The organism is Sphingomonas koreensis (assembly GCF_002797435.1).
GTDB lineage: Bacteria > Pseudomonadota > Alphaproteobacteria > Sphingomonadales > Sphingomonadaceae > Sphingomonas > Sphingomonas koreensis.
The window spans coordinates 3,707,417-3,727,803 of the sequence record NZ_PGEN01000001.1; the positions used below are offsets into that span (position 1 = coordinate 3,707,417).

23 protein-coding genes and 1 tRNA gene are annotated in these 20,387 nt (G+C 66.7%); 16 read left to right on the plus strand and 8 right to left on the minus strand.

Going from position 1 to position 20,387, the window contains the following annotated elements; genetic code table 11:
* Nucleotides 1-57: 57 nt before the first annotated feature.
* Both ubiB and BDW16_RS17700 read right to left on the minus strand, forming a co-directional pair.
* Nucleotides 58-1,590 (minus strand): 2-polyprenylphenol 6-hydroxylase, encoded by a 1,533-nt coding sequence (ubiB, locus tag BDW16_RS17695; RefSeq protein ID WP_066574833.1) that lies wholly within the window; start codon nt 1,588-1,590, stop codon nt 58-60.
* The gene (locus BDW16_RS17700; protein WP_066574829.1) at nt 1,587-2,318 is read right to left on the minus strand and encodes a class I SAM-dependent methyltransferase; all 732 of its coding nucleotides are present in this window, start codon (nt 2,316-2,318) and stop codon (nt 1,587-1,589) included. Before BDW16_RS17700 ends, ubiB begins: the two co-directional genes overlap by 4 nt.
* A 55-nt stretch (nt 2,319-2,373) precedes the next feature.
* Here BDW16_RS17700 and mutM point away from each other — a divergent pair, with 55 nt between their 5' ends.
* The 3 genes from mutM to dnaA all read left to right on the plus strand — a co-directional run bounded on the left by mutM (nt 2,374) and on the right by dnaA (nt 5,382).
* Nucleotides 2,374-3,189, plus strand: a complete 816-nt coding sequence (gene mutM / locus BDW16_RS17705) for a bifunctional DNA-formamidopyrimidine glycosylase/DNA-(apurinic or apyrimidinic site) lyase (RefSeq protein WP_066574826.1) — start codon at nt 2,374-2,376, stop codon at nt 3,187-3,189.
* A 110-nt stretch (nt 3,190-3,299) separates the two neighbouring features.
* Entirely contained in the window at nt 3,300-3,563 is a 264-nt protein-coding gene (rpsT, locus tag BDW16_RS17710) for a 30S ribosomal protein S20 (protein WP_066574822.1), read from the plus strand.
* Between the two features lie 454 nt (nt 3,564-4,017).
* Entirely contained in the window at nt 4,018-5,382 is a 1,365-nt protein-coding gene (gene dnaA, locus BDW16_RS17715; protein WP_066574820.1) for a chromosomal replication initiator protein DnaA, read from the plus strand.
* A 61-nt stretch (nt 5,383-5,443) separates the two neighbouring features.
* Here the strand turns inward: dnaA and BDW16_RS17720 are convergent, their stop codons facing one another.
* On the minus strand, nt 5,444-6,235 hold the full coding sequence (locus BDW16_RS17720) for a Rossmann-fold NAD(P)-binding domain-containing protein (protein WP_241230488.1): 792 nt from the start codon (nt 6,233-6,235) through the stop codon (nt 5,444-5,446).
* Between the two features lie 165 nt (nt 6,236-6,400).
* On the opposite strand from BDW16_RS17720, the gene BDW16_RS17725 reads away from it, so the two are divergent.
* The gene (locus tag BDW16_RS17725) at nt 6,401-7,291 is read left to right on the plus strand and encodes a LysR family transcriptional regulator (RefSeq protein WP_066574819.1); all 891 of its coding nucleotides are present in this window, start codon (nt 6,401-6,403) and stop codon (nt 7,289-7,291) included.
* On the opposite strand, the gene aroB is transcribed toward BDW16_RS17725, so the two are convergent.
* Complete coding sequence (aroB, locus tag BDW16_RS17730; protein ID WP_066574817.1) at nt 7,288-8,388, minus strand: 3-dehydroquinate synthase; 1,101 nt, start codon at nt 8,386-8,388, stop codon at nt 7,288-7,290. The genes BDW16_RS17725 and aroB overlap by 4 nt on opposite strands.
* Complete coding sequence (locus tag BDW16_RS17735) at nt 8,385-8,924, minus strand: shikimate kinase (protein WP_066574814.1); 540 nt, start codon at nt 8,922-8,924, stop codon at nt 8,385-8,387. Before BDW16_RS17735 ends, aroB begins: the two co-directional genes overlap by 4 nt.
* An 83-nt stretch (nt 8,925-9,007) precedes the next feature.
* On the opposite strand from BDW16_RS17735, the gene BDW16_RS21525 reads away from it, so the two are divergent.
* Genes BDW16_RS21525 through BDW16_RS17750 form a run of 4 tightly spaced genes read left to right on the plus strand, consistent with a single transcriptional unit; the run spans nt 9,008 to nt 12,817 of the window.
* The gene (locus tag BDW16_RS21525) at nt 9,008-9,145 is read left to right on the plus strand and encodes a hypothetical protein (protein ID WP_164519405.1); all 138 of its coding nucleotides are present in this window, start codon (nt 9,008-9,010) and stop codon (nt 9,143-9,145) included.
* Nucleotides 9,126-10,934, plus strand: coding sequence for a hypothetical protein (locus BDW16_RS17740; RefSeq protein ID WP_066574812.1), 1,809 nt, complete (start codon nt 9,126-9,128; stop codon nt 10,932-10,934). Before BDW16_RS21525 ends, BDW16_RS17740 begins: the two co-directional genes overlap by 20 nt.
* Complete coding sequence (locus BDW16_RS17745; RefSeq protein ID WP_255265761.1) at nt 10,931-11,860, plus strand: tyrosine-type recombinase/integrase; 930 nt, start codon at nt 10,931-10,933, stop codon at nt 11,858-11,860. The genes BDW16_RS17740 and BDW16_RS17745 overlap by 4 nt, the downstream gene beginning before the upstream one ends.
* A 9-nt stretch (nt 11,861-11,869) precedes the next feature.
* Nucleotides 11,870-12,817 (plus strand): acetyl-CoA carboxylase carboxyltransferase subunit alpha, encoded by a 948-nt coding sequence (locus tag BDW16_RS17750; RefSeq protein WP_066574811.1) that lies wholly within the window; start codon nt 11,870-11,872, stop codon nt 12,815-12,817.
* 113 nt (nt 12,818-12,930) lie between these two features.
* Here the strand turns inward: BDW16_RS17750 and BDW16_RS17755 are convergent, their stop codons facing one another.
* Nucleotides 12,931-13,098 carry a Flp family type IVb pilin gene (locus BDW16_RS17755; RefSeq protein ID WP_066574808.1) on the minus strand — a complete coding sequence of 56 codons (168 nt, stop codon included), beginning with the start codon at nt 13,096-13,098 and terminating at the stop codon, nt 12,931-12,933.
* A gap of 128 nt (nt 13,099-13,226) precedes the next feature.
* Complete coding sequence (locus tag BDW16_RS21725) at nt 13,227-13,409, minus strand: Flp family type IVb pilin (protein WP_083954191.1); 183 nt, start codon at nt 13,407-13,409, stop codon at nt 13,227-13,229.
* 56 nt (nt 13,410-13,465) lie between these two features.
* Here BDW16_RS21725 and BDW16_RS17765 point away from each other — a divergent pair, with 56 nt between their 5' ends.
* Complete coding sequence (locus BDW16_RS17765; protein ID WP_083954190.1) at nt 13,466-13,909, plus strand: (deoxy)nucleoside triphosphate pyrophosphohydrolase; 444 nt, start codon at nt 13,466-13,468, stop codon at nt 13,907-13,909.
* On the opposite strand, the gene BDW16_RS17770 is transcribed toward BDW16_RS17765, so the two are convergent.
* Complete coding sequence (locus BDW16_RS17770; RefSeq protein ID WP_066575016.1) at nt 13,906-14,751, minus strand: methyltransferase domain-containing protein; 846 nt, start codon at nt 14,749-14,751, stop codon at nt 13,906-13,908. The two genes, BDW16_RS17765 and BDW16_RS17770, sit on opposite strands and share 4 nt — an antisense overlap.
* 53 nt (nt 14,752-14,804) lie before the next feature.
* Between BDW16_RS17770 and BDW16_RS17775 the strand changes: the two genes are divergently transcribed.
* The 7 genes from BDW16_RS17775 (at nt 14,805) to BDW16_RS17805 (ending at nt 20,340) form a co-directional block, all read left to right on the plus strand.
* Nucleotides 14,805-15,536, plus strand: a complete 732-nt coding sequence (locus BDW16_RS17775; protein ID WP_066574807.1) for a ComF family protein — start codon at nt 14,805-14,807, stop codon at nt 15,534-15,536.
* Nucleotides 15,537-15,569: 33 nt separating this feature from the next.
* A complete protein-coding gene (grxC, locus tag BDW16_RS17780) occupies nt 15,570-15,827 on the plus strand; it encodes a glutaredoxin 3 (RefSeq protein WP_066574804.1) in 258 nt (85 codons plus the stop codon).
* A complete protein-coding gene (locus BDW16_RS17785; RefSeq protein WP_066574801.1) occupies nt 15,824-16,651 on the plus strand; it encodes a carbon-nitrogen hydrolase family protein in 828 nt (275 codons plus the stop codon). Before grxC ends, BDW16_RS17785 begins: the two co-directional genes overlap by 4 nt.
* Nucleotides 16,648-17,085 carry a DUF1178 family protein gene (locus tag BDW16_RS17790; protein WP_066574799.1) on the plus strand — a complete coding sequence of 146 codons (438 nt, stop codon included), beginning with the start codon at nt 16,648-16,650 and terminating at the stop codon, nt 17,083-17,085. Before BDW16_RS17785 ends, BDW16_RS17790 begins: the two co-directional genes overlap by 4 nt.
* A 65-nt stretch (nt 17,086-17,150) precedes the next feature.
* Nucleotides 17,151-17,227, plus strand: a tRNA-Arg gene (locus BDW16_RS17795).
* A gap of 235 nt (nt 17,228-17,462) precedes the next feature.
* Nucleotides 17,463-17,876: a nucleoside diphosphate kinase regulator gene (rnk, locus tag BDW16_RS17800; RefSeq protein WP_066574792.1), complete on the plus strand. Its 414-nt coding sequence runs from the start codon at nt 17,463-17,465 to the stop codon at nt 17,874-17,876.
* 196 nt (nt 17,877-18,072) lie between these two features.
* Nucleotides 18,073-20,340, plus strand: coding sequence for a TonB-dependent siderophore receptor (locus BDW16_RS17805; protein WP_157926359.1), 2,268 nt, complete (start codon nt 18,073-18,075; stop codon nt 20,338-20,340).
* The last annotated feature ends 47 nt before the right edge of the window (nt 20,341-20,387 follow it).

Sequence of the window (20,387 nt, forward strand, 5' to 3'; positions counted from 1 at the left end):
GCGGTATAGGGTTGCGGGGATTCGAAATCCAATGCCCCCGGGCGGGGAGGAGCGGGCTCAACGCAGCAGCAGCGTCGCTGCGACGCCGGCACCCGCGGCCAGCAGGGCGACGACGGCATAGCGCCAGCCGCCGCCCACGCGCACCACCTCGATCTCCCTGAGCGGCGGGGCGGGCGGCGCGCCGCCGGGATCGGGAAAATGGCGCTCGATGTTGCGGATCAGTTTGGGCAGCCGGGCAAGTGTCTTGAGGTCCTCCGACAGGCGGTCCGCGATGAACGCCTCCGGCCCCAGTTCGGTGCGGATCCATTCGCGGATGAACGGCGCCGCGCTGTCCCACAGGTTGATGTCGGGGTGCAGCCGCGTCGCCACGCCCTCGACCATCACCATCGTCTTCTGGAGCAGCAGCAGATGCGGCTGGGTCTGCATGTCGAAGTCGCGGGTGATGTTGAACAGGCTGTCGAGCATCATGCCGACGCTCATGTCCTTGACCGGAAGGCCGCGCATCGGCTCGCCCACCGCGCGCAACGCCGTCGCGAACTCGGCGACATTGTGGTGCGCGGGAACATAGCCCGCCTCGAAATGGATCTCGGCCACGCGGCGGTAATTGCCGGTGATCAGGCCGTAGAGGATTTCGGCCAGCCAGACGCGCGCGCGCCGGTCGATGCGGCCCATGATCCCGAAATCGATCGCCGCGATATGATTGCCGGGGAGCGCGAAGAGGTTCCCCTGATGCATGTCGGCGTGGAAGAAGCCTTCGGAGATCGCCTGGCGCAGGAAGGCGCGGACCAGCGTGTCGGCGAGCTTCCGGGTGTCATAGCCCGCGGCGATGATCGCGTCGCGATTGGACAGCTTGATGCCGTCGATCCACTCCAGCGTCAGCACCTTGCCGGTGGTGCGCTGCCAGTCGATCGCGGGGACGGTGAAGTCGGGCTCCGCCTCCATCGATTCCGAAAGCTCGGAGGCCGAAGCCGCCTCGCGGCGCAGGTCCAGTTCGCGGGCGGTCCAGCGCTTGAACGTCTCGATGACGAGGCGCGGACGCAGCCGTGCGACCTCGCCGCCCTGTGCCTCGAGCTGGGCCGCTGCCCATTCATAGGTGTCGATCGCCTTGGCGAATTCGGCCTCGATCCCCGGGCGCAGCACCTTGACCGCGACCTTGCGGCCGTCGGTGGTGGTGGCGCGGTGGACCTGCGCGATCGACGCGGCGCCGATCGGCACTTCCTCGATCTCGGCGAACAGGTCCTCGATCGGCCGGTCGAAGCTGCGCTCGATCGCGGCGCGGATCACCGGGAAGGGGACGGGCGGCAGCGCGTCCTGCAGCCGCATCAGATCGTGCGCCGCGGCCTCGCCGATCAGGTCGGCGCGCGTCGCGAGCGTCTGGCCGAGCTTGATCGCGGCCGGGCCGATGGCTTGCAGCGCGTCGGCATATTGCGGTGTCGCCGGCACGCGCGCGCCGAAGCGGGCGAGCCGCGCAAGGCGGCGTACCGGGCGCGGCGTGTTGCGGTCGCGCTCGATCCCGCGCAGCGCGCCGTGGCGCGCCAGCGTGCGGCCCCATTTCAGGAGGCGCCACAGATGAACGGCGGGGGCTGTCAAATCTTCCAGCCGCTATGAATCGCCACAAGGCCGCCCAGCATCGGCTCGACGCGGGTCTGCACGAAGCCGGCGTCTTTGATCATCCGCTCGAAGGTCGGCATGTCGGGGAAGCGGCGGATCGATTCGATGAGGTAGCGATAGCTGTCCTCGTCATTCGCCAGCAGCTTGCCGAGCTTGGGCACGACATGGTGCGAATAGGCGTCGTAGACGTCGGAGAAACCCGGCCAGACGGTGGTCGAGAATTCGAGGACGAAGAAGCGTCCGCCGCGCTTGAGCACGCGATGGGCCTCGCGCAGCGCCTTGGGAATGTCGGTGACGTTCCGGATGCCGAAGGCGATGGTGTAGGCGTCGAAGAATCGATCGGGCCATTGCAGCGTCTCGGCGTTCGCCTCGCTCCACACCAGGCCATCGATGCCGCGCTTGGCCGCGCGCTCGATGCCGACGGCGAGCATGTCCGGGTTGATGTCGGCGACGGTCACCGCCGCGCCCGATTCGGCCATGCGGAAGGCGATGTCGCCGGTGCCGCCGGCCATGTCCAGGATCGCCTCGCCCTCGCGCGGCTTCACCCGGCGGACGAACACATCCTTCCAGATGCGATGCAGACCGCCCGACATCGCGTCGTTCATCAGGTCGTAGCTGGAGGCGACGCTGGAGAAGACGCCGCCGACGCGGCGGGTCTTGTCCTCGGGGGCGACATCTTCGTAGCCGAAGGAGACGGTGTCGGTCATGCGCGCCCTCCTAGCGGCCCTTGTGAGCGGCGCAAAGCCCGCTTAGCTCAATGCGATGCCCGAACTTCCCGAAGTCGAAACCACGGTCCGCGGTCTCGCCCCCGCGCTGGAGGGGCGGCGGATCCGCCGCGTGCTGATGCGGCGCCCGGATCTGCGCCGCCCGATGCCGCAGGATCTGGGCCAGCGGCTGACGGGCGCGAGCGTCACCGCGCTCGGCCGCCGCGCCAAATATGGCCTGATCGACACCGATCGCGGCGACACGATGATCTTCCATCTCGGCATGTCGGGACGTTGGCGCGTCGATCCGTCGGAAACGCTCACGCACGACCATCTGATTCTCGAAACCGACGAAGGGCGCTCGCTCGCGCTCAACGATCCGCGGCGCTTCGGCTCGATCGATCTTGTGCCCACCGATGCGCTCGACGCCTGGCCCGCCTTCGCGGCGATGGGCCCGGAGCCGCTGGGGCCCGATTTCACCGCCGCGCATCTCGCCGCGGCGTTCGACGGGCGGGCCGCGCCGGTCAAGGCGCTGCTGCTCGATCAGCGAATCGTCGCGGGTCTCGGCAATATCTATGTCTGCGAGGCGCTGCACATGAGCGGGATCGCGCCGACCCGCGCCGCGGGCAGGATCGCCACGCCGCGGCTTGCGCAGCTGGTCGATGCGATTCGCGCGGTGCTGGCTTCGGCGATCGAGGCGGGGGGATCGAGCTTGCGCGACTATGCCCGCCCCGATGGCGAGCTGGGCTATTTCTCGAAGCAATGGCGCGTCTATGGGCGTGAGGGGGAACCGTGCCTGTGCGGTGCCCCCGTCCAGCGGCGCGTCGACAGTGGCCGATCGACCTTTTTCTGCGCGAAATGCCAGAAGGGATGATGCGTCCAAAGGTTGACCGAATCGCGCACCGTCGCTAAGGGGCGCGCTTTCCCGGCGTGGGGATGTGATTTCCGCGCCTCTTTTCGCATCGAAAACAGGAACGAAATTACATGGCGAACACGCCGCAAGCCAAGAAGCGCATCCGCCGCAACGCCCGCCGCGCCGACGTCAACGGCGCGCGCGTCAGCCGCATCCGTACCTTCGTCAAGAAGGCGGAGAGCGCGCTCGAGTCGGGCGACAAGTCGGCGGCCGAATCGGCGCTGAAGGCGATGCAGCCGGAACTGGCGCGCGGCGTGGCCAAGGGTGTCGTGCACAAGAACACCGCTGCCCGGAAATTCTCGCGTCTGACGAAGCGCCTCGCCGCGCTCGCCTGACCCACGCGATTTCAGTGGTTTAGAAACCCCGCCGGCGCGATCCGGCGGGGTTTTTGCTGCTTGTTCAGGGACTTGGCGCGCGGAGAATCGGGGAACCCGCGGATTCGCGCGAGTCGCGTCGTCACGCCATTGTAACGTTGGGAATTCTGTATGCGATTTCAGGCGGTTACGCCTTGAATCGCGGAATTCCGGGCCGGGAACGAGTCAAGCCTACTTATTTCAGAATCTTTACACCCCGCCCCCTTGATCGACTCGAAAAACCATCCCTAAAACGACCTTCCGCCGCGGCGTTTCTCGAAGGCGGATTCAGCGAAGGGCTTCGGATCAGTGCGGATGCGATTCCGGCTGAGGGTAGCTTTTGCCTGATTGGGAACGAGGTGCGGAGAAGGGGGCTTTTCCGCATCGGGAAAGTTTTGCCCGCGCGCACGGTAATTTTAGAGGGGTGTCTAAGAGGATGGATCAAGCCAAGGCCTGGACACGCGTGCGCGGTAACCTGCGGCTCTCTGCAGGCCAGCGGCTGTTCGACCAGTGGCTGAAGCCCATCGTTCTGATCGAGGGCAGCGACCCCGAAACCGTGCGCCTCGGCTTGCCTTCGCCCTTCATGACCAACTGGGTGAAGGGCCATTACGCCGAACGGCTGCTGATGGAGTTCCGTTCGCAGCTGCCCGATGTGCGCACCGTCTCGATCGAAACGCTCGCGCGCGAATCGCGGGAGCTCGCGCCCGAGGCTGAGTCGCCTGCGGCAGCCGTCCCCGCGGCGGCGCCGCTCGCGGCCACTCCGGCGGCGTCGGCCGAGCGTCCGCGCTTCGATTCGCGCTTCACCTTCGAGCGATTCGTCGTCGACACGTCGAACCGTGTCGCGTTCAACGCCGCGAGGGCGCTGGCCGAGCCAGGCAAGCCGCGCTTCAGCCCGCTCTATCTTCACAGCTCGACCGGCCAGGGCAAGACGCACCTGATGCACGCGATCGGCCATGCCTTTCTCGAGGCGTGCCCGGACGCGACCGCGATCTACATGCCCGCCGAGCGCTTCATGTTCGAATTCGTCCGTGCGGTGCGCGAGAAGGATACGTTCGCGTTCAAGGCGCGGCTGCGCGGGGTCGATCTGCTGATGATCGACGATCTCCAGTTCATCGCGGGCAAGGAATCGACGCAGGAGGAATTCTTCCACACCGTGGATGAGTTCATGCGCGAGGGCAAAAGGCTGGTGATCGCCGCCGACCGCAGCCCGCTGGCGCTCGAGGGGATCGAGGCGCGGCTGGCGTCGCGGCTGGGCGCTGGCCTCGCCGCCGACATCAAGCCGGCCGAGCTCGGCCTGCGCCGCGCGATCCTCGGCCGCAAGCTTGAGGACATGCCTGGAGCCCAGGTTCCGGCCGAAGTGCTCGATCTGCTTGCCGCGCGGATCAGCAGCAGCGTGCGCGAACTCGAAGGCGCGCTCAACCGCCTTGTCGCCTATGCGCAGCTGAACGACGAGACGGTGACGATCGCGTTCGCCGAATCGGTGCTGGGCGAAGCGCTGCGCGGCAGCCAGCGCCGCATTACGATCGACGAGATCCAGAAGGCGGTATCGTCGCATTTCGATGTCAAGCAGCTCGACCTTGTGTCGCAGCGCCGCGCCGTCGCGATCGCGCGCCCGCGCCAGATCGCGATGTACCTCGCCAAGCGCCTCACCACGCGCTCGCTGCCCGAGATCGGCCGCAAGTTCGGCAATCGGGATCACTCCACCGTGATCCACGCCGTCCGCCGTATCGAGGAGCTGCGCGGCACCGACAGCGAAATCGACACCGCCGTCCGCAACCTGATGCGCCAGCTGGAAGCATAGCGTTCCGCCGAGCGGGATGGGGGCGGGGCGGAAGGTCTTGGATCTTCCGCCCCGTGCGCCATCAGGCGGATAGACTGCCCATCGCAGCCAGTATCGTGCGAACCGCAACGTCAAGCGGGGTACTCGGCTCCTCGCCCAGCGCCGCGCGTAGCCGGCTATCGTCGAGGCGCACCGGCTCCTCCCACAGATAGCGCATTTCAAGCAACTCGCGTAGCAGTGGCACGAACGGTGCCGCGAGCCGCATCGCCCACCACGGCATCGGTTTGATCGATACCGACGGCGCGCCCAAAGCGCACTGGATCGCCCCAACCATTTGCGTGCCGTCGACATCCCAATGACCGTCCATGTGAAAGCGCGCAAAATCGTCGAGCGTCTCGAGTGCAAGCAGCCGTGCCATCGTCTCTGCAACATCGGGCAGATAGGCCCATTGATGGCCGATACCCCGACGCGCCGGGTTCTGGATCTTCCCCGGTCGGCCGCCCGGTGCGACCAGACCCTGGCTGAACCAGCTATTCCCCGCCTGCGGCCCGAAAAAGTCGCCTGCCCGCACGATCAGCGCGCGCGCCTGGCCCGCTCGGGCCGCTTCCTCCAGCCGCTGCTCCATTTCGACCCGGATACGCCCCTTGCGCGTTAGTGGATGTTGCGGCGCGTCCTCGCTGATCGAAGGAAAAGCGTCCGGGCCATAGTTGTAGACCGTGCCGGGCAGCAGGATGCGGGCGCCATTCGCTGCGGCAATGCTGTTGTCGAGCATCGGCAGCACCAGCCTGTCCCAGTCGCGATAGCCGGGCGGGTTCACGGCATGGACGATCAGTTCCGCGCCCGCCGCTGCTGAGGGCGCGGACGTGCCAGCCATCGGCGAGTAGGCGCCGCGCGACCTCGCCGCCAATGCCCCCTGTCGCTCCCAATACCAGTGCAATCTTCCGTTCCATCTAGACCTCCATCGTCGATGACGCAGAGATGGCGGCACGGCATTCGGAACAAAATTGTATAAAATAGTCCATCTGATATACGAGAATAGATGAATACCGACCCTGGCTGGGATCTCTATCGAAGCTTCGCCGCGGTGTTGCGGGCCGGCTCGCTTTCCGGCGCGGCACGCATGCTTGGCATGACCCAGCCAAGCATCGCCCGCCATGTCGATGCGCTTGAGGATGCGCTCGGCATCGACCTGTTCGTGCGCACCCAGCGCGGCCTCTCACCCACCGACGCGGCGCTCCGGCTCAGGCCCTATGCCGAATCGCTCGAGGCGACGGCGGCGGCACTGCGCAGGGCGGTCGCTTCCGATACCGATCCAACTGCGGGCACGGTGCGGATCACCGCGAGCGAGATCGTCGGGACCGAGCATCTTCCGGCGATCCTCACCCGGGTTCGGCAGCGTCACCCGGCGCTCCATGTCGAGTTGGTGCTGTCCAATGCGGTCGACGATCTTCTACAGCGCCACGCCGATATCGCCGTGCGCATGGTGGAGCCGGTGCAGCAGGCGTTGGTGGTCCGCCGTGCCGGGGCGGTCGAGGTCGGACTGCACGCGCACGGTCGATATCTGGCAGATCGCGAGATACCGCGCAGCCTGGCAGCGCTGAGCGCGCATAATCTGATCGGGTTCGATACCGAGACGCCGATGATCCGTGCGGTCGGCGCCCGCTTTCCAGAACTCAACCGCGCAGCTTTCGCCCTGCGTGCCGACAGTGACATCGCCCAGCTCGCGGCGATCCGCGCAGGATTCGGGATCGGCTTTTGCCAGGTTCAGGTGGCGCGCCGCGACCCCGATTTGGTGCGCGTGCTGGCGGCGGAGGTAAGCTTCGAGTTCGGCATGTGGATCGTGATGCACGAAGATCTGCGCAGCAACCAAGCCTGCCGCATTATCTTCGACGCACTCGCCGAGGGATTGGGCACAATCGGCGCGCGCTAGCGCGGCAGCTCGTCCAGAAAGGTCTCGACGTCGGCGAGGTTCACCTGTTTGTCGAGATAGGTCGCCCCGATCCCCCGTGTGAGCAGGAAGGGGAGCGTGCCGGCGTCCATCTTCTTGTCGTGGAGCATGTGCTCGACCAGCCGCGCGCCGTTTGTGGCGATGCCCGCGCTGGCGAGGTCGTGCGGCAGCCCGCTGGCCTTGAGATGCGCCGCGACCCGCTCGGCATCCGTCGCGGGGCAGAGGCCCTGCCGGGCCGAAAAGGCGAAGGCGAGCGCCATGCCCGCAGCCACGCCCTCGCCATGAAGCAACTGGTCGGAGAATCCCGTCTCGGCCTCCAGCGCATGACCGAAGGTATGGCCGAGATTGAGCAGCGCGCGCCGCCCGGTGGTCTCACGCTCGTCGTCGGCGACGATCCGCGCCTTGGCACCGACGGAGTGGGCGATGGCATATTCGCGGGCGTTCGGATCGCCGGCAAGCAGAGCCGCGCCATTCCCCTCGCACCACGCGAAGAAGTCGGCGTCGTCGATCAGCCCGTATTTCACCACCTCGGCATAGCCCGCGCGCTGTTCGCGCAGCGGGAGCGTGTCGAGCAGATCGGGGTCGATCAGCACGACCGAAGGCTGGTGGAAGGCGCCGACCAGATTCTTCCCGGCCCGCGCGTTGATCGCGGTCTTGCCGCCGACCGAGCTGTCGACCTGGGCCAGCAGCGTGGTCGGGATCTGCACGAAATTGCAGCCGCGCTTGAGGATCGCGCTGGCGAAGCCGACGAGATCGCCGATCACCCCGCCACCGAGCGCGATGACATGATCGCCGCGCTCTATGCCCAGATCGAGCAGCCGGTCGAGCAGCGATTCGAGCTGGGTCCAGCTCTTGGTGCCTTCACCGGGCGGAAGGATGATCGTCTCGCTCGCGATACCCGCGGCGGCAAGGTTCGCGGCGAGCCGTTCGCCATGCGGCGCGACATTGGCGTCAGTGACGATCACGAACGGGCGCTTGCGCACGAAGGGGGCCAGCTGTTCGGCGGCGCGGCCCAGCAGCCCGCTTTCGATCCGCACTTCGTAGCTGCGCGCGCCGAGCGCGACCGGCACTGTCCTCATGCGGTGAGGGCTTTCAGAATTGCGCTTACCGTCGCGTCGTGCGGCGCGGACTTGCTCACCACATGAATCGGCGCGAGCGCATAGACCGGGTTGCGGACAGCGGCGAGTTCGGTGAGCACCTTGAGCGGATCCTTTCCACGAAGCAGCGGCCGGTGATCGCGCTTGGCGACGCGTTCGGCCAGAATATGCGGCGGCGCGTCCAGCCAGATCGTTATCGCCTGGTCAAGGATTAGCGCGCGGGTTTCGACATTCAGGAAGGCGCCGCCACCGGTCGCGATCACCTTGGGGGTGCCGTCCACCAGCCGCGCGATCACCCTGCGTTCGCCGTCGCGGAAATGCGATTCGCCGAACCGCTCGAAGATTTCGGCGATGGTCATCCCTGCAGCCGATTCGATCTCCACATCGGCATCGACAAAGGGAAGGTTCAGCCGCTGGGCGAGGCGGCGGCCGATCGTGGTCTTGCCTACGCCCATGAGTCCGATCAGCACGATCGGGCGCGACGGGGTATAGGGATCGGCGGTGTGGGTTTGCAGCATGGTCGCGGGGGCTATACAGCGAGGGCCGCGCTCGGGCAAAAGGCCTGATCGCCTGTACCATATTCCGTTCCTTGAGGGGGTCGATGTCCCGTTCGCTCGTCATCATCATTGTGGTTGCCGTACTCCTGATCGGCGGCCTGTTCTTCCTGTCCGGGCGCAACACCGAGAAGCAGCCGGTGACCGTCGAGAAGGTCGTGCCGCTTGAAAATCTCGCCAACTAGTTTCGGGCTGACCGCGCTCGGCGTGGTGCTGGCGGCCGGTGTGGGCATCCCCGCGCTGGGCCAGGACCGCCCCGAATCGCTGCTGCCGCCCGGGTTCAACGATCCTGCACCCGCTCCGGCGCCGGCCCCCGCGCCTGCACCCGCACCCGCACCCGCACAGCCGGGTGTGCCGCGTCCTGCTACGCCCGCCGGGGTCGCGAGCCCGCTGCCCGGTGCACCCTTGCCGCTGCCTACGCCCGGTGCGACGCCGACCGGCGTTCCGGGCGAAATCGATTATGCGGTGATCCAGCGTTACGAACTCCCCGATTTCGCGCGGCGTTCGCTGGCGCAGGTCGGGCCGTCTTCACCCGCGAGCGACGGGCTTCCCACCAACGCCTTCGGCCGCGCCGATGGAGGCTTCCTTCAGACGTTGATGCGTCGGCTCGAGGCGCCAGTCGCGTCGCGCTGGCTGTCGATCGCGCTGCGTCGCGCCTTGCTGTCGCGGGTCGATACGCCCGCGGGGCTCAACGGCGCTGATTTCGCCGCCGAGCGGGCCTGGCTGCTGATCCGCATGGGTGAGGCCGATGCCGCGCGCGCGATGGTGCAGTCGGTCGATATCGGCAACTACACCCCAAAGCTGTTTCAAATCGGCATGCAAGCGATGCTCGCCAATGCCGATCCGGGCGGCATGTGCCCGATGGTCGTGCCTGCGCTGCGCGTTGCACCCGACCGCAACTGGCGTTTCGCGGAGGCGATGTGCGCGGGGCTTGAGGGTGATCCCAACAAGGCCGGGCCGCTGATCGATGCGGCGCGGCGCCGCATGAACAATTCGATCGATCTGCTTCTGGCGGAGAAGATCGTGGGCATGGGCGTGTCGGGCCGCCGCGCGGTGACAATCGAATGGGATGCCGTCGATCGGCTGAGTGCTTGGCGCTGGGGGCTTGCGGTCGCCTCGGCGACCGATGTGCCGGCCGAGCTCTACGCCAGCGTCGGGCCGCAAGTGAATTACTGGCGTGCGACCGCGCCGATGCTGGGCTGGCGCGATCGGATTGGTGCGGCGGAAGCTGCGGCGGGGCAGGGCGTCTTCTCGAGCCAGGCGTTGACCGATCTCTATGGCGAGATCGAGGAGCAGGAAGACGCGACCACGACTGAGGTGGCGGTCGCCCGCGACTTGCGCTCTGCGTTCACCGCGGCGACGCCTGCCGAGCGGGTCGAGCGGGTCGAGCGGATGCGTGCGCTGTGGGACGAGCCGCAGAGCGCGGGCGGGCGCTACAGCCGCCTGATCCTGACCGCGCGCGCCGCGGCACGCCTCCACCCGGATGCGGCGCTACGCGACGATGCCGACCGGCTGATCGCCTCGATGCTGAGCGCAGGGCTCGATCGCGCGGCGATGCGCTGGCGGGGCGTTGCCGAACGCGGCAGCAAGGGCGCGGCGCTGCTGCTGCTCGCCGATCCTTCGGGCCGCCCGGTCGCGGCGGGCGATGCGGGCGCCTATCGCGGTGAGAATGCTGCGCTCTATGCTGCAGCGATGGCCGGAGCGGGCCGGGTTTCCGAAGGCGACGGCGCGCAGCTGATGCGTAGCGCGGGCGTCAATTTGGAGGTCGCGAACGCCTGGACGCGCGCGATCGACGAGGCGGCGCAGCGCGGCGAGGCGGGCACGGTGGTGTTGCTCGCGGCGACCGGTATGCAAACGCGAGTTTGGGCCGGCGTATCTCCCGAGACGCTCTATCACATCACCCGCGCGCTCACCCGCGTCGGGCTGGGCGGTTATGCGCGGATGATCGCCGTCGAGGCGATCACGCGCACTTGAGCAGCATCGCGACCGGCGACGATCGCGCGCTGATCGAGCGCTTTCTGGAGATGATGGCAGCGGAGGCTGGCGCTTCGGCCAACACAATCGCTGCCTATGGCACCGATCTGCGCCTTGCCTCGGCGGTGCTGGCAGGCGGGCTGGCCGATGCCGATCGCGCGGCGATCGAACGGCTGGCGCATGAATGGCGCGATCTCTCCCGTGCCACCGTCGCGCGCAAATCGGCGGCGCTGCGGCGCTTCTTCGCCTTTCTCGCCGACGAGAGCCTGCGTGCCGACGACCCCGGCGCCGCGCTGCCAAAGCCGGGCGGCGGGCGCGTGCTGCCCAAGACGCTGTCCTCCGGCGATGTCGAGCGAATCTTCGCTGCGATCCAGGCACGAATTGATCGAGAACCGAACGACCCGCGCGACTTGCGGCTGCTCGCCTTGGTTGAACTGCTCTACGGATCGGGCCTGCGCGCGACCGAGCTCGTGTCGCTGCCGCGTAATTCCGTGCAGCCCGACAAGCCCTATCTGATCCTGCGCGGCAAGGGCGGGCGCGAGCGGCTCGTGCCGCTGTCGGACCGTGCGCGTGCCGCCGTCGCGGTGTGGCGCGAGCATGTCGATGCCAAGCGGCCCTGGCTCTTCCCCTCGGGCAAGAGCCACCTGTCCCGTATACGGCTCTACCAGATGATCCGCGCGATCGCGGCTGAGGCGGGCATCCCGCCCGACCGGATCAGCCCGCACGTCCTGCGCCATGCCTTCGCCACGCACCTGCTCGAAGGCGGCGCAGATCTGCGCGCGCTGCAGGCGATGCTCGGCCACGCCGATATCGCCACGACCGAGATCTACACCCATGTCGACAGCGGCCGGCTGGTACAGCTCGTCAATGAGCGGCATCCGCTTGCCGACAAACCGCGCGTTGACGTGAGCAAAGAGGGGGCATAGGGCGCCGCGATGGCTACTTTCCTCGAATTCGAGAAGCCGATTGCCGAGCTTCAGGCCCGTATCGACGAGCTGCGCGACGCCGCGGCCGGTGGTGAGGTCGACATCGACAGCGAAGTCGCGAAGCTTCAGGCCAAGTCGGATAAATTCCTGCGCGACGCCTATGCGCGTCTGACCCCATGGCAAAAGACGCTGGTCGCCCGCCACCCGGAACGGCCGCACTTCAAGCACTATGTCGCGCGGCTGATCGACGATTTCATGCCGCTTGGCGGTGACCGGGCCTTTGCCGACGATGCGGCGATCCAGGGCGGTCTCGGCCGGTTCCGCGGCCAACGCGTGATGGTGATCGGGCACGAGAAGGGCGACGATACCGCCAGCCGCCTCAAGCATAATTTCGGCATGGGTAAGCCTGAGGGCTATCGCAAGGCGATCCGCCTCGTCGAACTGGCGGGCAAGTTCGGCATCCCGGTGATCACCTTGGTGGATACTTCCGGCGCCTTTCCCGGAATGGAGGCCGAAGAGCGCGGCCAGGCCGAGGCGATCGCCCGCTCGACCGAGGCGTGCCTCAATGCTGGCGTGCCGCTGATCGCGTCGATTCTGGGCGAGGGCGGCTCGGGCGGTGCGGTGGCGCTGGCCGCGGGCAACCGCGTGCTGATGATGGAGCATGCTGTCTATTCGGTGATCTCGCCCGAAGGATGCGCGTCGATCCTGTGGCGCACCGCCGACAAGGCCCCGGAAGCGGCAGAGGCGATGAAGGTCACCGCGCAGCACCTCAAGGAACTCGGGGTAATCGACACGATCGTGCCCGAGCCGTTGGGCGGCGCGCATCGCGATCGCGATGCGGCCATCGATGCGTTGGGCAATGCCATCGAATCGGCGCTGAAGGAGCTTTCCGGGCAAAGTCCCGAATCGCTGCGCCAGAGCCGCCGCGCTAAGTTCCTTGCAATGGGCCGCGCCTGAACCCGCTCCAGCTTCAGCGTGCGGGCGGGTGGTGCCCCTGCTGTACCGGCGCCAACGAAAAAGGGCGGCGGACCCATCGGTCCGCCGCCCCGTTTTCGCGTTCGTCGGAAGGCTTAGCCGGCCTTCATGTTCGACGAAACGTTGCCGAAGGTGGTCTTGAGCTGGTTGCCCAGGCCCTGCATCGCGGCAATCGCGGCAACGGCGATCAGAGCGGCGATCAGGCCGTACTCGATGGCGGTGGCGCCCTTCTTGTTGCCAAAAATCTTGCGGATCGTCTTCATACCGGTCTCCATCCTGTTCACTTGGCTTCAGTTACCCGGCTGTCCGCGGGTAAAGCCCGTGTCCAGCAAGGACGGAAATTAGGGGTGGGAAGTTAACAAAGGACTTAGACGCGCCGAGTCGCGTCAAATCATCGAGCGGTTTGCACAGCATCGCTGACGTTGGTCCACATGGAGGTTGTGACGTCAGCGAGTCCAATGAGTGCGCCCATGAGCGCGAGGACGATCAGCGCAAGGATAAGGCCGTATTCAACAGCGGTTGCAGCGCGGCGGCAATGCAATAGACGGCTGAAAACTGTTGTCGGCACTCGCATCCGTACAACCTCGTTCGAGTTGAATTACTGGAAACTAGGGAAACAAGATTAACGAAATGTCGATGCCGGATTCCAGCCACTCCGATTCGGAGGATAAGCCGCGTGAGATCCTGATGGTCGTTGCCGCCGCATTGGTGGATAGCGACGGCCGCGTGCTGGTTCAGCAACGCCCGCCCGGCAAGCCGATGGCGGGGCTGTGGGAGTTTCCCGGAGGAAAGGTCGACCCCGGTGAACTGCCCGAGGCGGCGCTGTGCCGCGAACTGGAAGAGGAACTGGGGATCGGTGTAGAGCGTGCCTGCCTTGCCCCAGCGACCTTTGCGAGCGAGTCGCTCGGCGACCGGCATCTCTTGCTGCTGCTCTATGCGCTGCGCAAGTGGAGCGGCATGCCCCAGGCGCACCACGCAACCGCGCTCAAATGGGTGCGCCCGCTCGAACTCCACCGGCTGGAGATGCCCCCCGCGGACAAGCCGTTGATCGGGTTGCTGGAAGCCTTGATCTAGGGTTTGGGCTTCAGCGCTTCCGCCAGCGATGCCGTGGCCGAGCCGCGGCGGGCTGGCTGGGGCTGCGAAGGGTCGGGCGCCCAGCCAGTCAGAAAGATTGTGTCGAACCGCTCGACAGTCCGCCCCTCGGCATCGGCGCGCGCGGCGAAGCCGGCGGCGGCGCGCGCCACCGTCTCCCGGCTGAGCGGCGGCGAGGACGGCAACAGGCTGGTTCCCGCCATCCCGCGCAGGTCGCGCACCAGATCGAACAGGCTGGCATAGCGGACGCTGAGCGTCTCGACGTCGGCGACCGGCAGTGCAAAGCCCGCGCGCATCAGCAGATCCCCGGCCGCACGCACATCGACTTGCGGATGCACGCGCGCGGCGGGCCGTTCCGCCTCCGCCTCAAGCAGTACCGATCGAAGCGTTGACAGAGTAGAGCCGCCCAGGAATGCGCCGAGGAAAAGCCCGTCGGGGCGCAACGCCCGCCGAATCAAGCTGAGCGCACCGGGCAGATCGTTGACCGTATCCAGGCTGCCCGCGGCGATGACGAGATCGAAGCTGGCTTCGGGGAAGTGTGGTTGGTCCTCCTCGCCCTGAAGCCCGCCTGCCATCGCGGCGAAGCGCGCGCCAGCGTCGATTCGCGTCACGCGTGCGCCGACGGGCGGCACGAAGCTGCCGTCGAAACAGCCGAGGTCGAGCACCTCGATGAAGTCACGGCGCACCGCGTCGAGCCGTTCCAATATCCCTTCAAGCATCCAGTCGCGAATGAAGGCGGCGTCGGTGAAATGGGCGGCTGCGCGGTCGCGGCGGGCACGGCGGCGGGCGCGATCGAAGATTTCGGGGGGAGTCGCGGCGGTCACGCGGCGGCTTGTGCCGCGTTCGCCGGCGCGCGACAAGCAGGATAGGGGGTGTCATGGGGGTAGCCGAACCGGTTCGCAAGCTCGTCGCACTCGCGCTCCCGCCGCGCTGTCCCGGGTGCGGCGAGGTGGTCGATGCCGATCACCGGTTCTGCGCCGCCTGCTGGAGCGGGCTCACGCTGATCGCGCCGCCCTGGTGCGCCACCTGCAACCTGCCGTTCGACTACGACCGCGGACCGGATGCGCAATGCGGCCGGTGCCTTGCCGCGCCCCCGGGGCATGACGGGGTGCGCGCGGCGGTCGCCTATGGCCCTGCGGCGCGCACGCTTGCGCTCCGGCTCAAATATGGCGGCCGCACCGCCTATGCCGCGACCGCCGCACGGCTGATGGCGCGGTTGATGCCCGAAGGCGCCGAACTCCTTGTGCCGGTGCCGCTGCATCGCGGGCGCATCTGGGGGAGAGGGTTTAATCAGGCAGCCCTGATCGCGCGCGAATTGTCGCGGCGTTCGGACGTACCGGTCGAGCTGGATCTGCTCCGCCGGGTCAAGGCGACGCCAGTGCTGCGCGGTCTGGGCGCACGCGGGCGGAATAAGGCGGTGGCGGGGGCTTTCGCGGCGGCCGCGGGGGCGCGTGAGACGCTGAAGGGAAAGGCAGTGGTACTGGTCGATGATGTCCATACCAGCGGCGCTACCGCCGATGCTTGCGTGCGTGTCCTCAAACGGGCGGGGGCGGCAAAGGTGACCATCCTGTGCTGGGCGCGCGTGCTCGACCCGGATGCCGAAGATTGACAAGCGCGGCCCGCGCTCTCACCTCGGGATGCGATGGCAAAGATCGAAATCTATACCAAGGCGTTCTGCGGCTATTGTGCGCGGGCCAAGGCGCTGCTCGACAGCAAGGGCGCCGTTTACGAGGAGTTCGACCTGACGATGGGCGGGCCGAAGCGTGCGGAGATGATCCAGCGCGCCAATGGCCGCACCACCGTGCCGCAGATCTTCATCGACGGCGCACATGTCGGCGGATCGGACGATCTGGCTGCGCTGGAGCGCGAGGGCAGGCTGGACGCGCTGCTGGGCCGATGAGGGCCGCAATCCTCCAGATGACGAGCGGGATCGACGCGCTCGCCAATGCCGCGACCCTGGCCGATGGCGTGGCAAAGGCGTCGGCCGGCGGCGCGGCGATGCTGTTCACGCCGGAAATGTCGGGCCTGCTCGACCGCCAGCGCGAGCGCGCGGCGGCGAATATCGTTCTGGAGAGCGAAGACCGCGTCCTCGCTGCGGTGCGTGAGGCGGCGGCGAAGCATGGCGTCTGGGTGCATCTGGGTTCGCTGGCACTCAAAGGGGAGGCGGACGGGCGCTTCGTCAATCGCGGCTTCGTGATCGACGGCAGCGGCGAAATCCGCGCGCGCTACGACAAACTGCATCTGTTCGACGTGGATCTGCCTACCGGGGAGCGCTGGCGCGAGTCCGACGCTTATGCCCCCGGAGCGAGTGCTGCGGTGGTCGGAACGCCGCTCGGCAAGCTTGGCCTCGCCATCTGCTACGACCTGCGTTTCCCCGATCTGTTCCGTGCATTGACCGATGCGGGCGCGACCTTGCTGGCGGTGCCCGCTGCCTTCACGCGGCCAACCGGTCAGGCGCATTGGCATGTGCTGTTGCGCGCGCGGGCGATCGAGGCAGGGGTGCATGTCATCGCCGCGGCGCAGACGGGCGAGCATGAAGACGGCCGTGCGACCTATGGCCACAGCGTCGCCATCGATCCCTGGGGCGAGGTGCTGCTCGATATGGGCGAAGGCGCGGGCCTTGGCTTTGCTGAAATCGATCCGGCACGGGTCGCTGATGTGCGCTCGCGCGTTCCTGCGATCGCCCATCGTCGCGCGATCCCGCCGGTTGCGGTGATCGCATGATCGTCTTCGATCTCAAATGCGGTGGCGGCCATGTTTTCGAGGCGTGGTTCGGATCGACTGCCGATTATGAAAGCCAGCGCGAGCGATCGCTGATCGCCTGTCCGATGTGCGGCGATATCGCGATCGACAAGGCGGTGATGGCGCCCAATGTCGCTGCCAAGGGCAACCGGCGTGGCGATACTCAATCGCCTGCGAAATCCGATCCGAAGCAGTTGATGGCTGCGCTCGCCGAAGCGCAGGCAAAGATGCTCGAAGGCTCGCAATGGGTGGGGATGGCCTTTGCCGAGAAGGCGCTCGCGATGCATTTGGGGGATGAGGCGCATGTCCCGATCCACGGCCAGGCCAGCGCGGAGGAAGCGAAGGCGCTGATCGAGGAGGGGGTGGCTGTCGCGCCGCTTCCACTGCCCGTGGTGCCGCCCGAGCAGCGCAACTGATCCGTTCCGTCCCTGTAAACAGGACTTGGCCGCGCCTGGAAAAGCTGGCTATTGGGGCGTTGAGTGACTCCGTAGCTCAGCAGGATAGAGCATCAGATTCCTAATCTGAGGGCCGCGCGTTCGAATCGCGCCGGGGTCACCATTTTTCAGCCTGCGGCCGCCGAACGGTTTGACTTCATGGTCGCGGACGCACATCTCCATGGCATGTCCTGTTTCGAACATCGGCGGCGATACCGCACCCATGCGGGACAACTCCTGGCGGGCGTCTAGCCCCGGGCTCTCCACCGGCATGTCCCGAGGAGCTCGGGGCCAAGGATCGACGATCCGCACCGCCCTTCCATCGGGAAGGGCGTGTTATGCCTTCAGGAGAAATGACAATGAGCGCGACGCGCACGGCCAGGACCCGGCCACAAATCCATATGATCGACACCGAGGCCGAGCGGCTTTCGGAGCTTGCCATGAACATCGAGGCTGCGATGCCGCAGGTGAGCGAATTGCTGTTGCGTGAGACCACGCGCGCCCGGACTCATCGCGCGGCCGCGATGCCTGCAGACGTGGTGACGATGGGGGCCGAGGTTGAGTATCGCGACGAGGCGAGCGGTGTCACGCGCACCGTGATCCTCGCCTGGCCGCAGGACGCGGATATCGCTGCGGGCCGCATCTCGATCCTCACCCCGATCGGGGCAGGGCTGATCGGGTTGCGCGAAGGGCAGCAGATCCTGTGGCCCGACCGCGATGGTCGCGAGCGTGATCTGACCATCGTCCGGGTCAGCCAGCCCGACCTAGCCTGAGCCGCCAGCGCTTCCGGCGTGGATCACCGTGCCGGAAGCGCTGGCCTCCCGTCGCGCTTGCAACACTCTTCCCATGCTAATAACGGCTCATGCGAATCGTTATCATTAGCAGAGGTGCAAGATGCAGGTCGCTCGTCGTTCAGGAAAATTGTTCAACGGCTTGTCACGGTCTGCGTTGATCGTCTGCTCGCTGGCGATGCCAATGCTTGCCGCGGCGAACGAGGGCAACGAGGCGGAGGATGGCCGCAGCGACACGGTGGTCATTACCGGCGTCAACACCCAGGGTATCGGATCAGGCACCAAGACTGACACGCCGTTGATGGAGACCCCACAAAGCATCACCGTGATCGACGGTGAGGAACTGACGTTGCGCAACGCGCAGTCGATCAACCAGGCGCTGGGTTATGTCGCGGGCGTTTCCCCCAACCAGCGCGGCGGCATGGTCACGCGTTACGACCAGTTGATCCTGCGTGGCTTCGCTCCCGGCGTCTATCAGGACGGGATGCGGCTGATTGCAGGGCCGTATTCGACGCCGCAGATCGATTTCAACCGCGTCGAGCGGATCGATATCGTCAAGGGGCCTGCCTCGGTTCTCTACGGCAACTCGACGCCCGGAGGGCTGGTCAACCTTGTCAGCAAGATGCCCGAGGCGACCGAGTTCGGCCGGGTCGAACTGCAGGCGGGCAATTACGACACGCTGCGTGCGGTAGCCGACATAAACCAGCCGCTCGACAGCCAGGGACGGCTCCTGTTCCGCGTCGTCGGCGGCTGGCAGAAGAACGACGGCCTGACCCGGGGCACGTTCAGCGAACGCTATCATGTCAGCCCGATGCTCACCTTCGCGCCGACCGACCGGACCAGTCTCACGCTGATCGCCACCTATCAGCGATCGCCCTCGGGCGGCGGTTATTCAGGCGTTCCGGCCTATGGCTCGGTGCTGACCAATCCGCTTGGGGAATTTTCGCGCGACATCAACACCGGCGACCCCGCCTATGAGCGCTACGACCACAAGCAGAAGGCGATCGCCGCCTTCTTTCGCCACGAGTTCGACGATAGTCTGAGCTTCCGTTCGAACTTCCGCTTCCAGAACAACCAGCTGAGCTACCGCCAGCTCTATGTCGCGGGCTTTGCAACCACGGGCAACGGGGCCAACCGCAACAGCGACTTCTCGACGATCATCCGCGGCGGTGGCGGGGCGGACGAGGATTTCGATACGCTGACGCTCGACAACCATTTCGCGGCGAAGTTCGCGACCGGGCCACTCCAGCACAATGTACTGCTCGGTATCGATTATCAGCACATCACGGGCGAGAATTTCCAGCAGTTCAACACCGGGGTTTCCACGAACCCGCTGACCAGCATCCCGACCCTCAACCTGTTCAAGCCCGTCTATGGCGGCACGATGCCCAGTTTTGACCTGACCCTGCTCTCGTCGGGCTATGTAAACACCTATGGCAAGCGCACTCAGGTCGGTGTGTATCTGCAGGATCAGATCGCGATCGGCCGGCTCCAGTTGATCGCGAGCGGCCGCTTCGACTGGTATGATCAGACGACGCGGAACAAGCGCGTCGCGGCGGGCGGCAACGGCGCCGCGACCTTCCTGTCGCAGAACGCTTTCACCGCGCGGCTGGGCGCGCTCTACGAATTCGAGTTCGGCCTCTCGCCCTATTTCAGCTTCTCTGAATCGTTCGAACCGCAGACGGGGACTCGCTATGTGCCCGGGACCAGCCCCTTGCAGACCGAGCCGTTCGAGCCGGTGACCGGCCGCCAGTATGAGGCTGGGCTGAAATTCCAGCCCAGAGGCACCAATGCGATCTTCACTGCATCGGTCTATGACCTGCGGCGCCGCAAGGTGCCGGTGGCGGACCCCGGCGCGCCCGCCAACGGCTTGCCGTCCAACTCGCAGATCCAGATCGGTGAGGTGCGGGTACGCGGCGTCGAGCTTGAAGGGCGGGGCGAAGTTGCCCCCGGTCTCGATGTGATCGTGGCGGGCAGCTACACCGATGCGATCATCACCCAGGGGACCAAGGCGACCGCGGCGACCGCCACCGTCGGCGCGGTGCCGACCACCACCGGTACGCGCCAGCTAGGCACGCCCGAATGGCTCGCTTCGGGCTTCGTCTCCTATGATTTCGGCCGCAATGGTGGTGTGGCCGGTCCACTCGGCGGGCTGAAGCTTGGCGCCGGCGTCCGCCATGTCGGCGGGTCGGACGGTGCCACCCAGTACAAGGTGGTGAACGGGCTCGCGATCTTCGAGCGTTTCACGACGGATTCGTTCACGCTGGTCGATGCGCTGCTGGGCTATGATCTGGGCAAGGCGAGCAGCACGTTGGCCGGCATCAGCCTGGCGGTGAACGCCGCGAACCTGTTCGACACGCGCCATGTCAGCGCGTGCCCGTTCAACAACAGCTGCTATTTCGGTGCCGGGCGCACTGTGACGGGATCGTTGCGCTTCAACTGGTAGGCGCAGCGATTTCGCGGGAGGGGCCTCCGGGGCAGGCGGCCAGGCCA

What these genes read in the sequence shown, in the direction of transcription:
- mutM (WP_066574826.1), top strand. Translation starts at nt 2,374, where the DNA reads ATGCCCGAACTTCCCGAAGTCGAAACCACGGTCCGCGGTCTCGCCCCC.
- rpsT (WP_066574822.1), top strand. Translation starts at nt 3,300, where the DNA reads ATGGCGAACACGCCGCAAGCCAAGAAGCGCATCCGCCGCAACGCCCGC.
- dnaA (WP_066574820.1), top strand. Translation starts at nt 4,018, where the DNA reads ATGGATCAAGCCAAGGCCTGGACACGCGTGCGCGGTAACCTGCGGCTC.
- BDW16_RS17755 (WP_066574808.1), bottom strand. Translation starts at nt 13,098, where the DNA reads ATGAAGACGATCCGCAAGATTTTTGGCAACAAGAAGGGCGCCACCGCC.
- BDW16_RS17765 (WP_083954190.1), top strand. Translation starts at nt 13,466, where the DNA reads ATGTCGATGCCGGATTCCAGCCACTCCGATTCGGAGGATAAGCCGCGT.
- BDW16_RS21525 (WP_164519405.1), top strand. Translation starts at nt 9,008, where the DNA reads ATGTCCCGTTCGCTCGTCATCATCATTGTGGTTGCCGTACTCCTGATC.
- grxC (WP_066574804.1), top strand. Translation starts at nt 15,570, where the DNA reads ATGGCAAAGATCGAAATCTATACCAAGGCGTTCTGCGGCTATTGTGCG.
- BDW16_RS17725 (WP_066574819.1), top strand. Translation starts at nt 6,401, where the DNA reads ATGAATACCGACCCTGGCTGGGATCTCTATCGAAGCTTCGCCGCGGTG.
- BDW16_RS17735 (WP_066574814.1), bottom strand. Translation starts at nt 8,924, where the DNA reads ATGCTGCAAACCCACACCGCCGATCCCTATACCCCGTCGCGCCCGATC.
- BDW16_RS21725 (WP_083954191.1), bottom strand. Translation starts at nt 13,409, where the DNA reads ATGCGAGTGCCGACAACAGTTTTCAGCCGTCTATTGCATTGCCGCCGC.
- BDW16_RS17720 (WP_241230488.1), bottom strand. Translation starts at nt 6,235, where the DNA reads ATGGCTGGCACGTCCGCGCCCTCAGCAGCGGCGGGCGCGGAACTGATC.
- BDW16_RS17785 (WP_066574801.1), top strand. Translation starts at nt 15,824, where the DNA reads ATGAGGGCCGCAATCCTCCAGATGACGAGCGGGATCGACGCGCTCGCC.
- BDW16_RS17775 (WP_066574807.1), top strand. Translation starts at nt 14,805, where the DNA reads ATGGGGGTAGCCGAACCGGTTCGCAAGCTCGTCGCACTCGCGCTCCCG.
- BDW16_RS17790 (WP_066574799.1), top strand. Translation starts at nt 16,648, where the DNA reads ATGATCGTCTTCGATCTCAAATGCGGTGGCGGCCATGTTTTCGAGGCG.
- aroB (WP_066574817.1), bottom strand. Translation starts at nt 8,388, where the DNA reads ATGAGGACAGTGCCGGTCGCGCTCGGCGCGCGCAGCTACGAAGTGCGG.
- BDW16_RS17750 (WP_066574811.1), top strand. Translation starts at nt 11,870, where the DNA reads ATGGCTACTTTCCTCGAATTCGAGAAGCCGATTGCCGAGCTTCAGGCC.
- BDW16_RS17700 (WP_066574829.1), bottom strand. Translation starts at nt 2,318, where the DNA reads ATGACCGACACCGTCTCCTTCGGCTACGAAGATGTCGCCCCCGAGGAC.
- BDW16_RS17805 (WP_157926359.1), top strand. Translation starts at nt 18,073, where the DNA reads ATGCCAATGCTTGCCGCGGCGAACGAGGGCAACGAGGCGGAGGATGGC.
- rnk (WP_066574792.1), top strand. Translation starts at nt 17,463, where the DNA reads ATGAGCGCGACGCGCACGGCCAGGACCCGGCCACAAATCCATATGATC.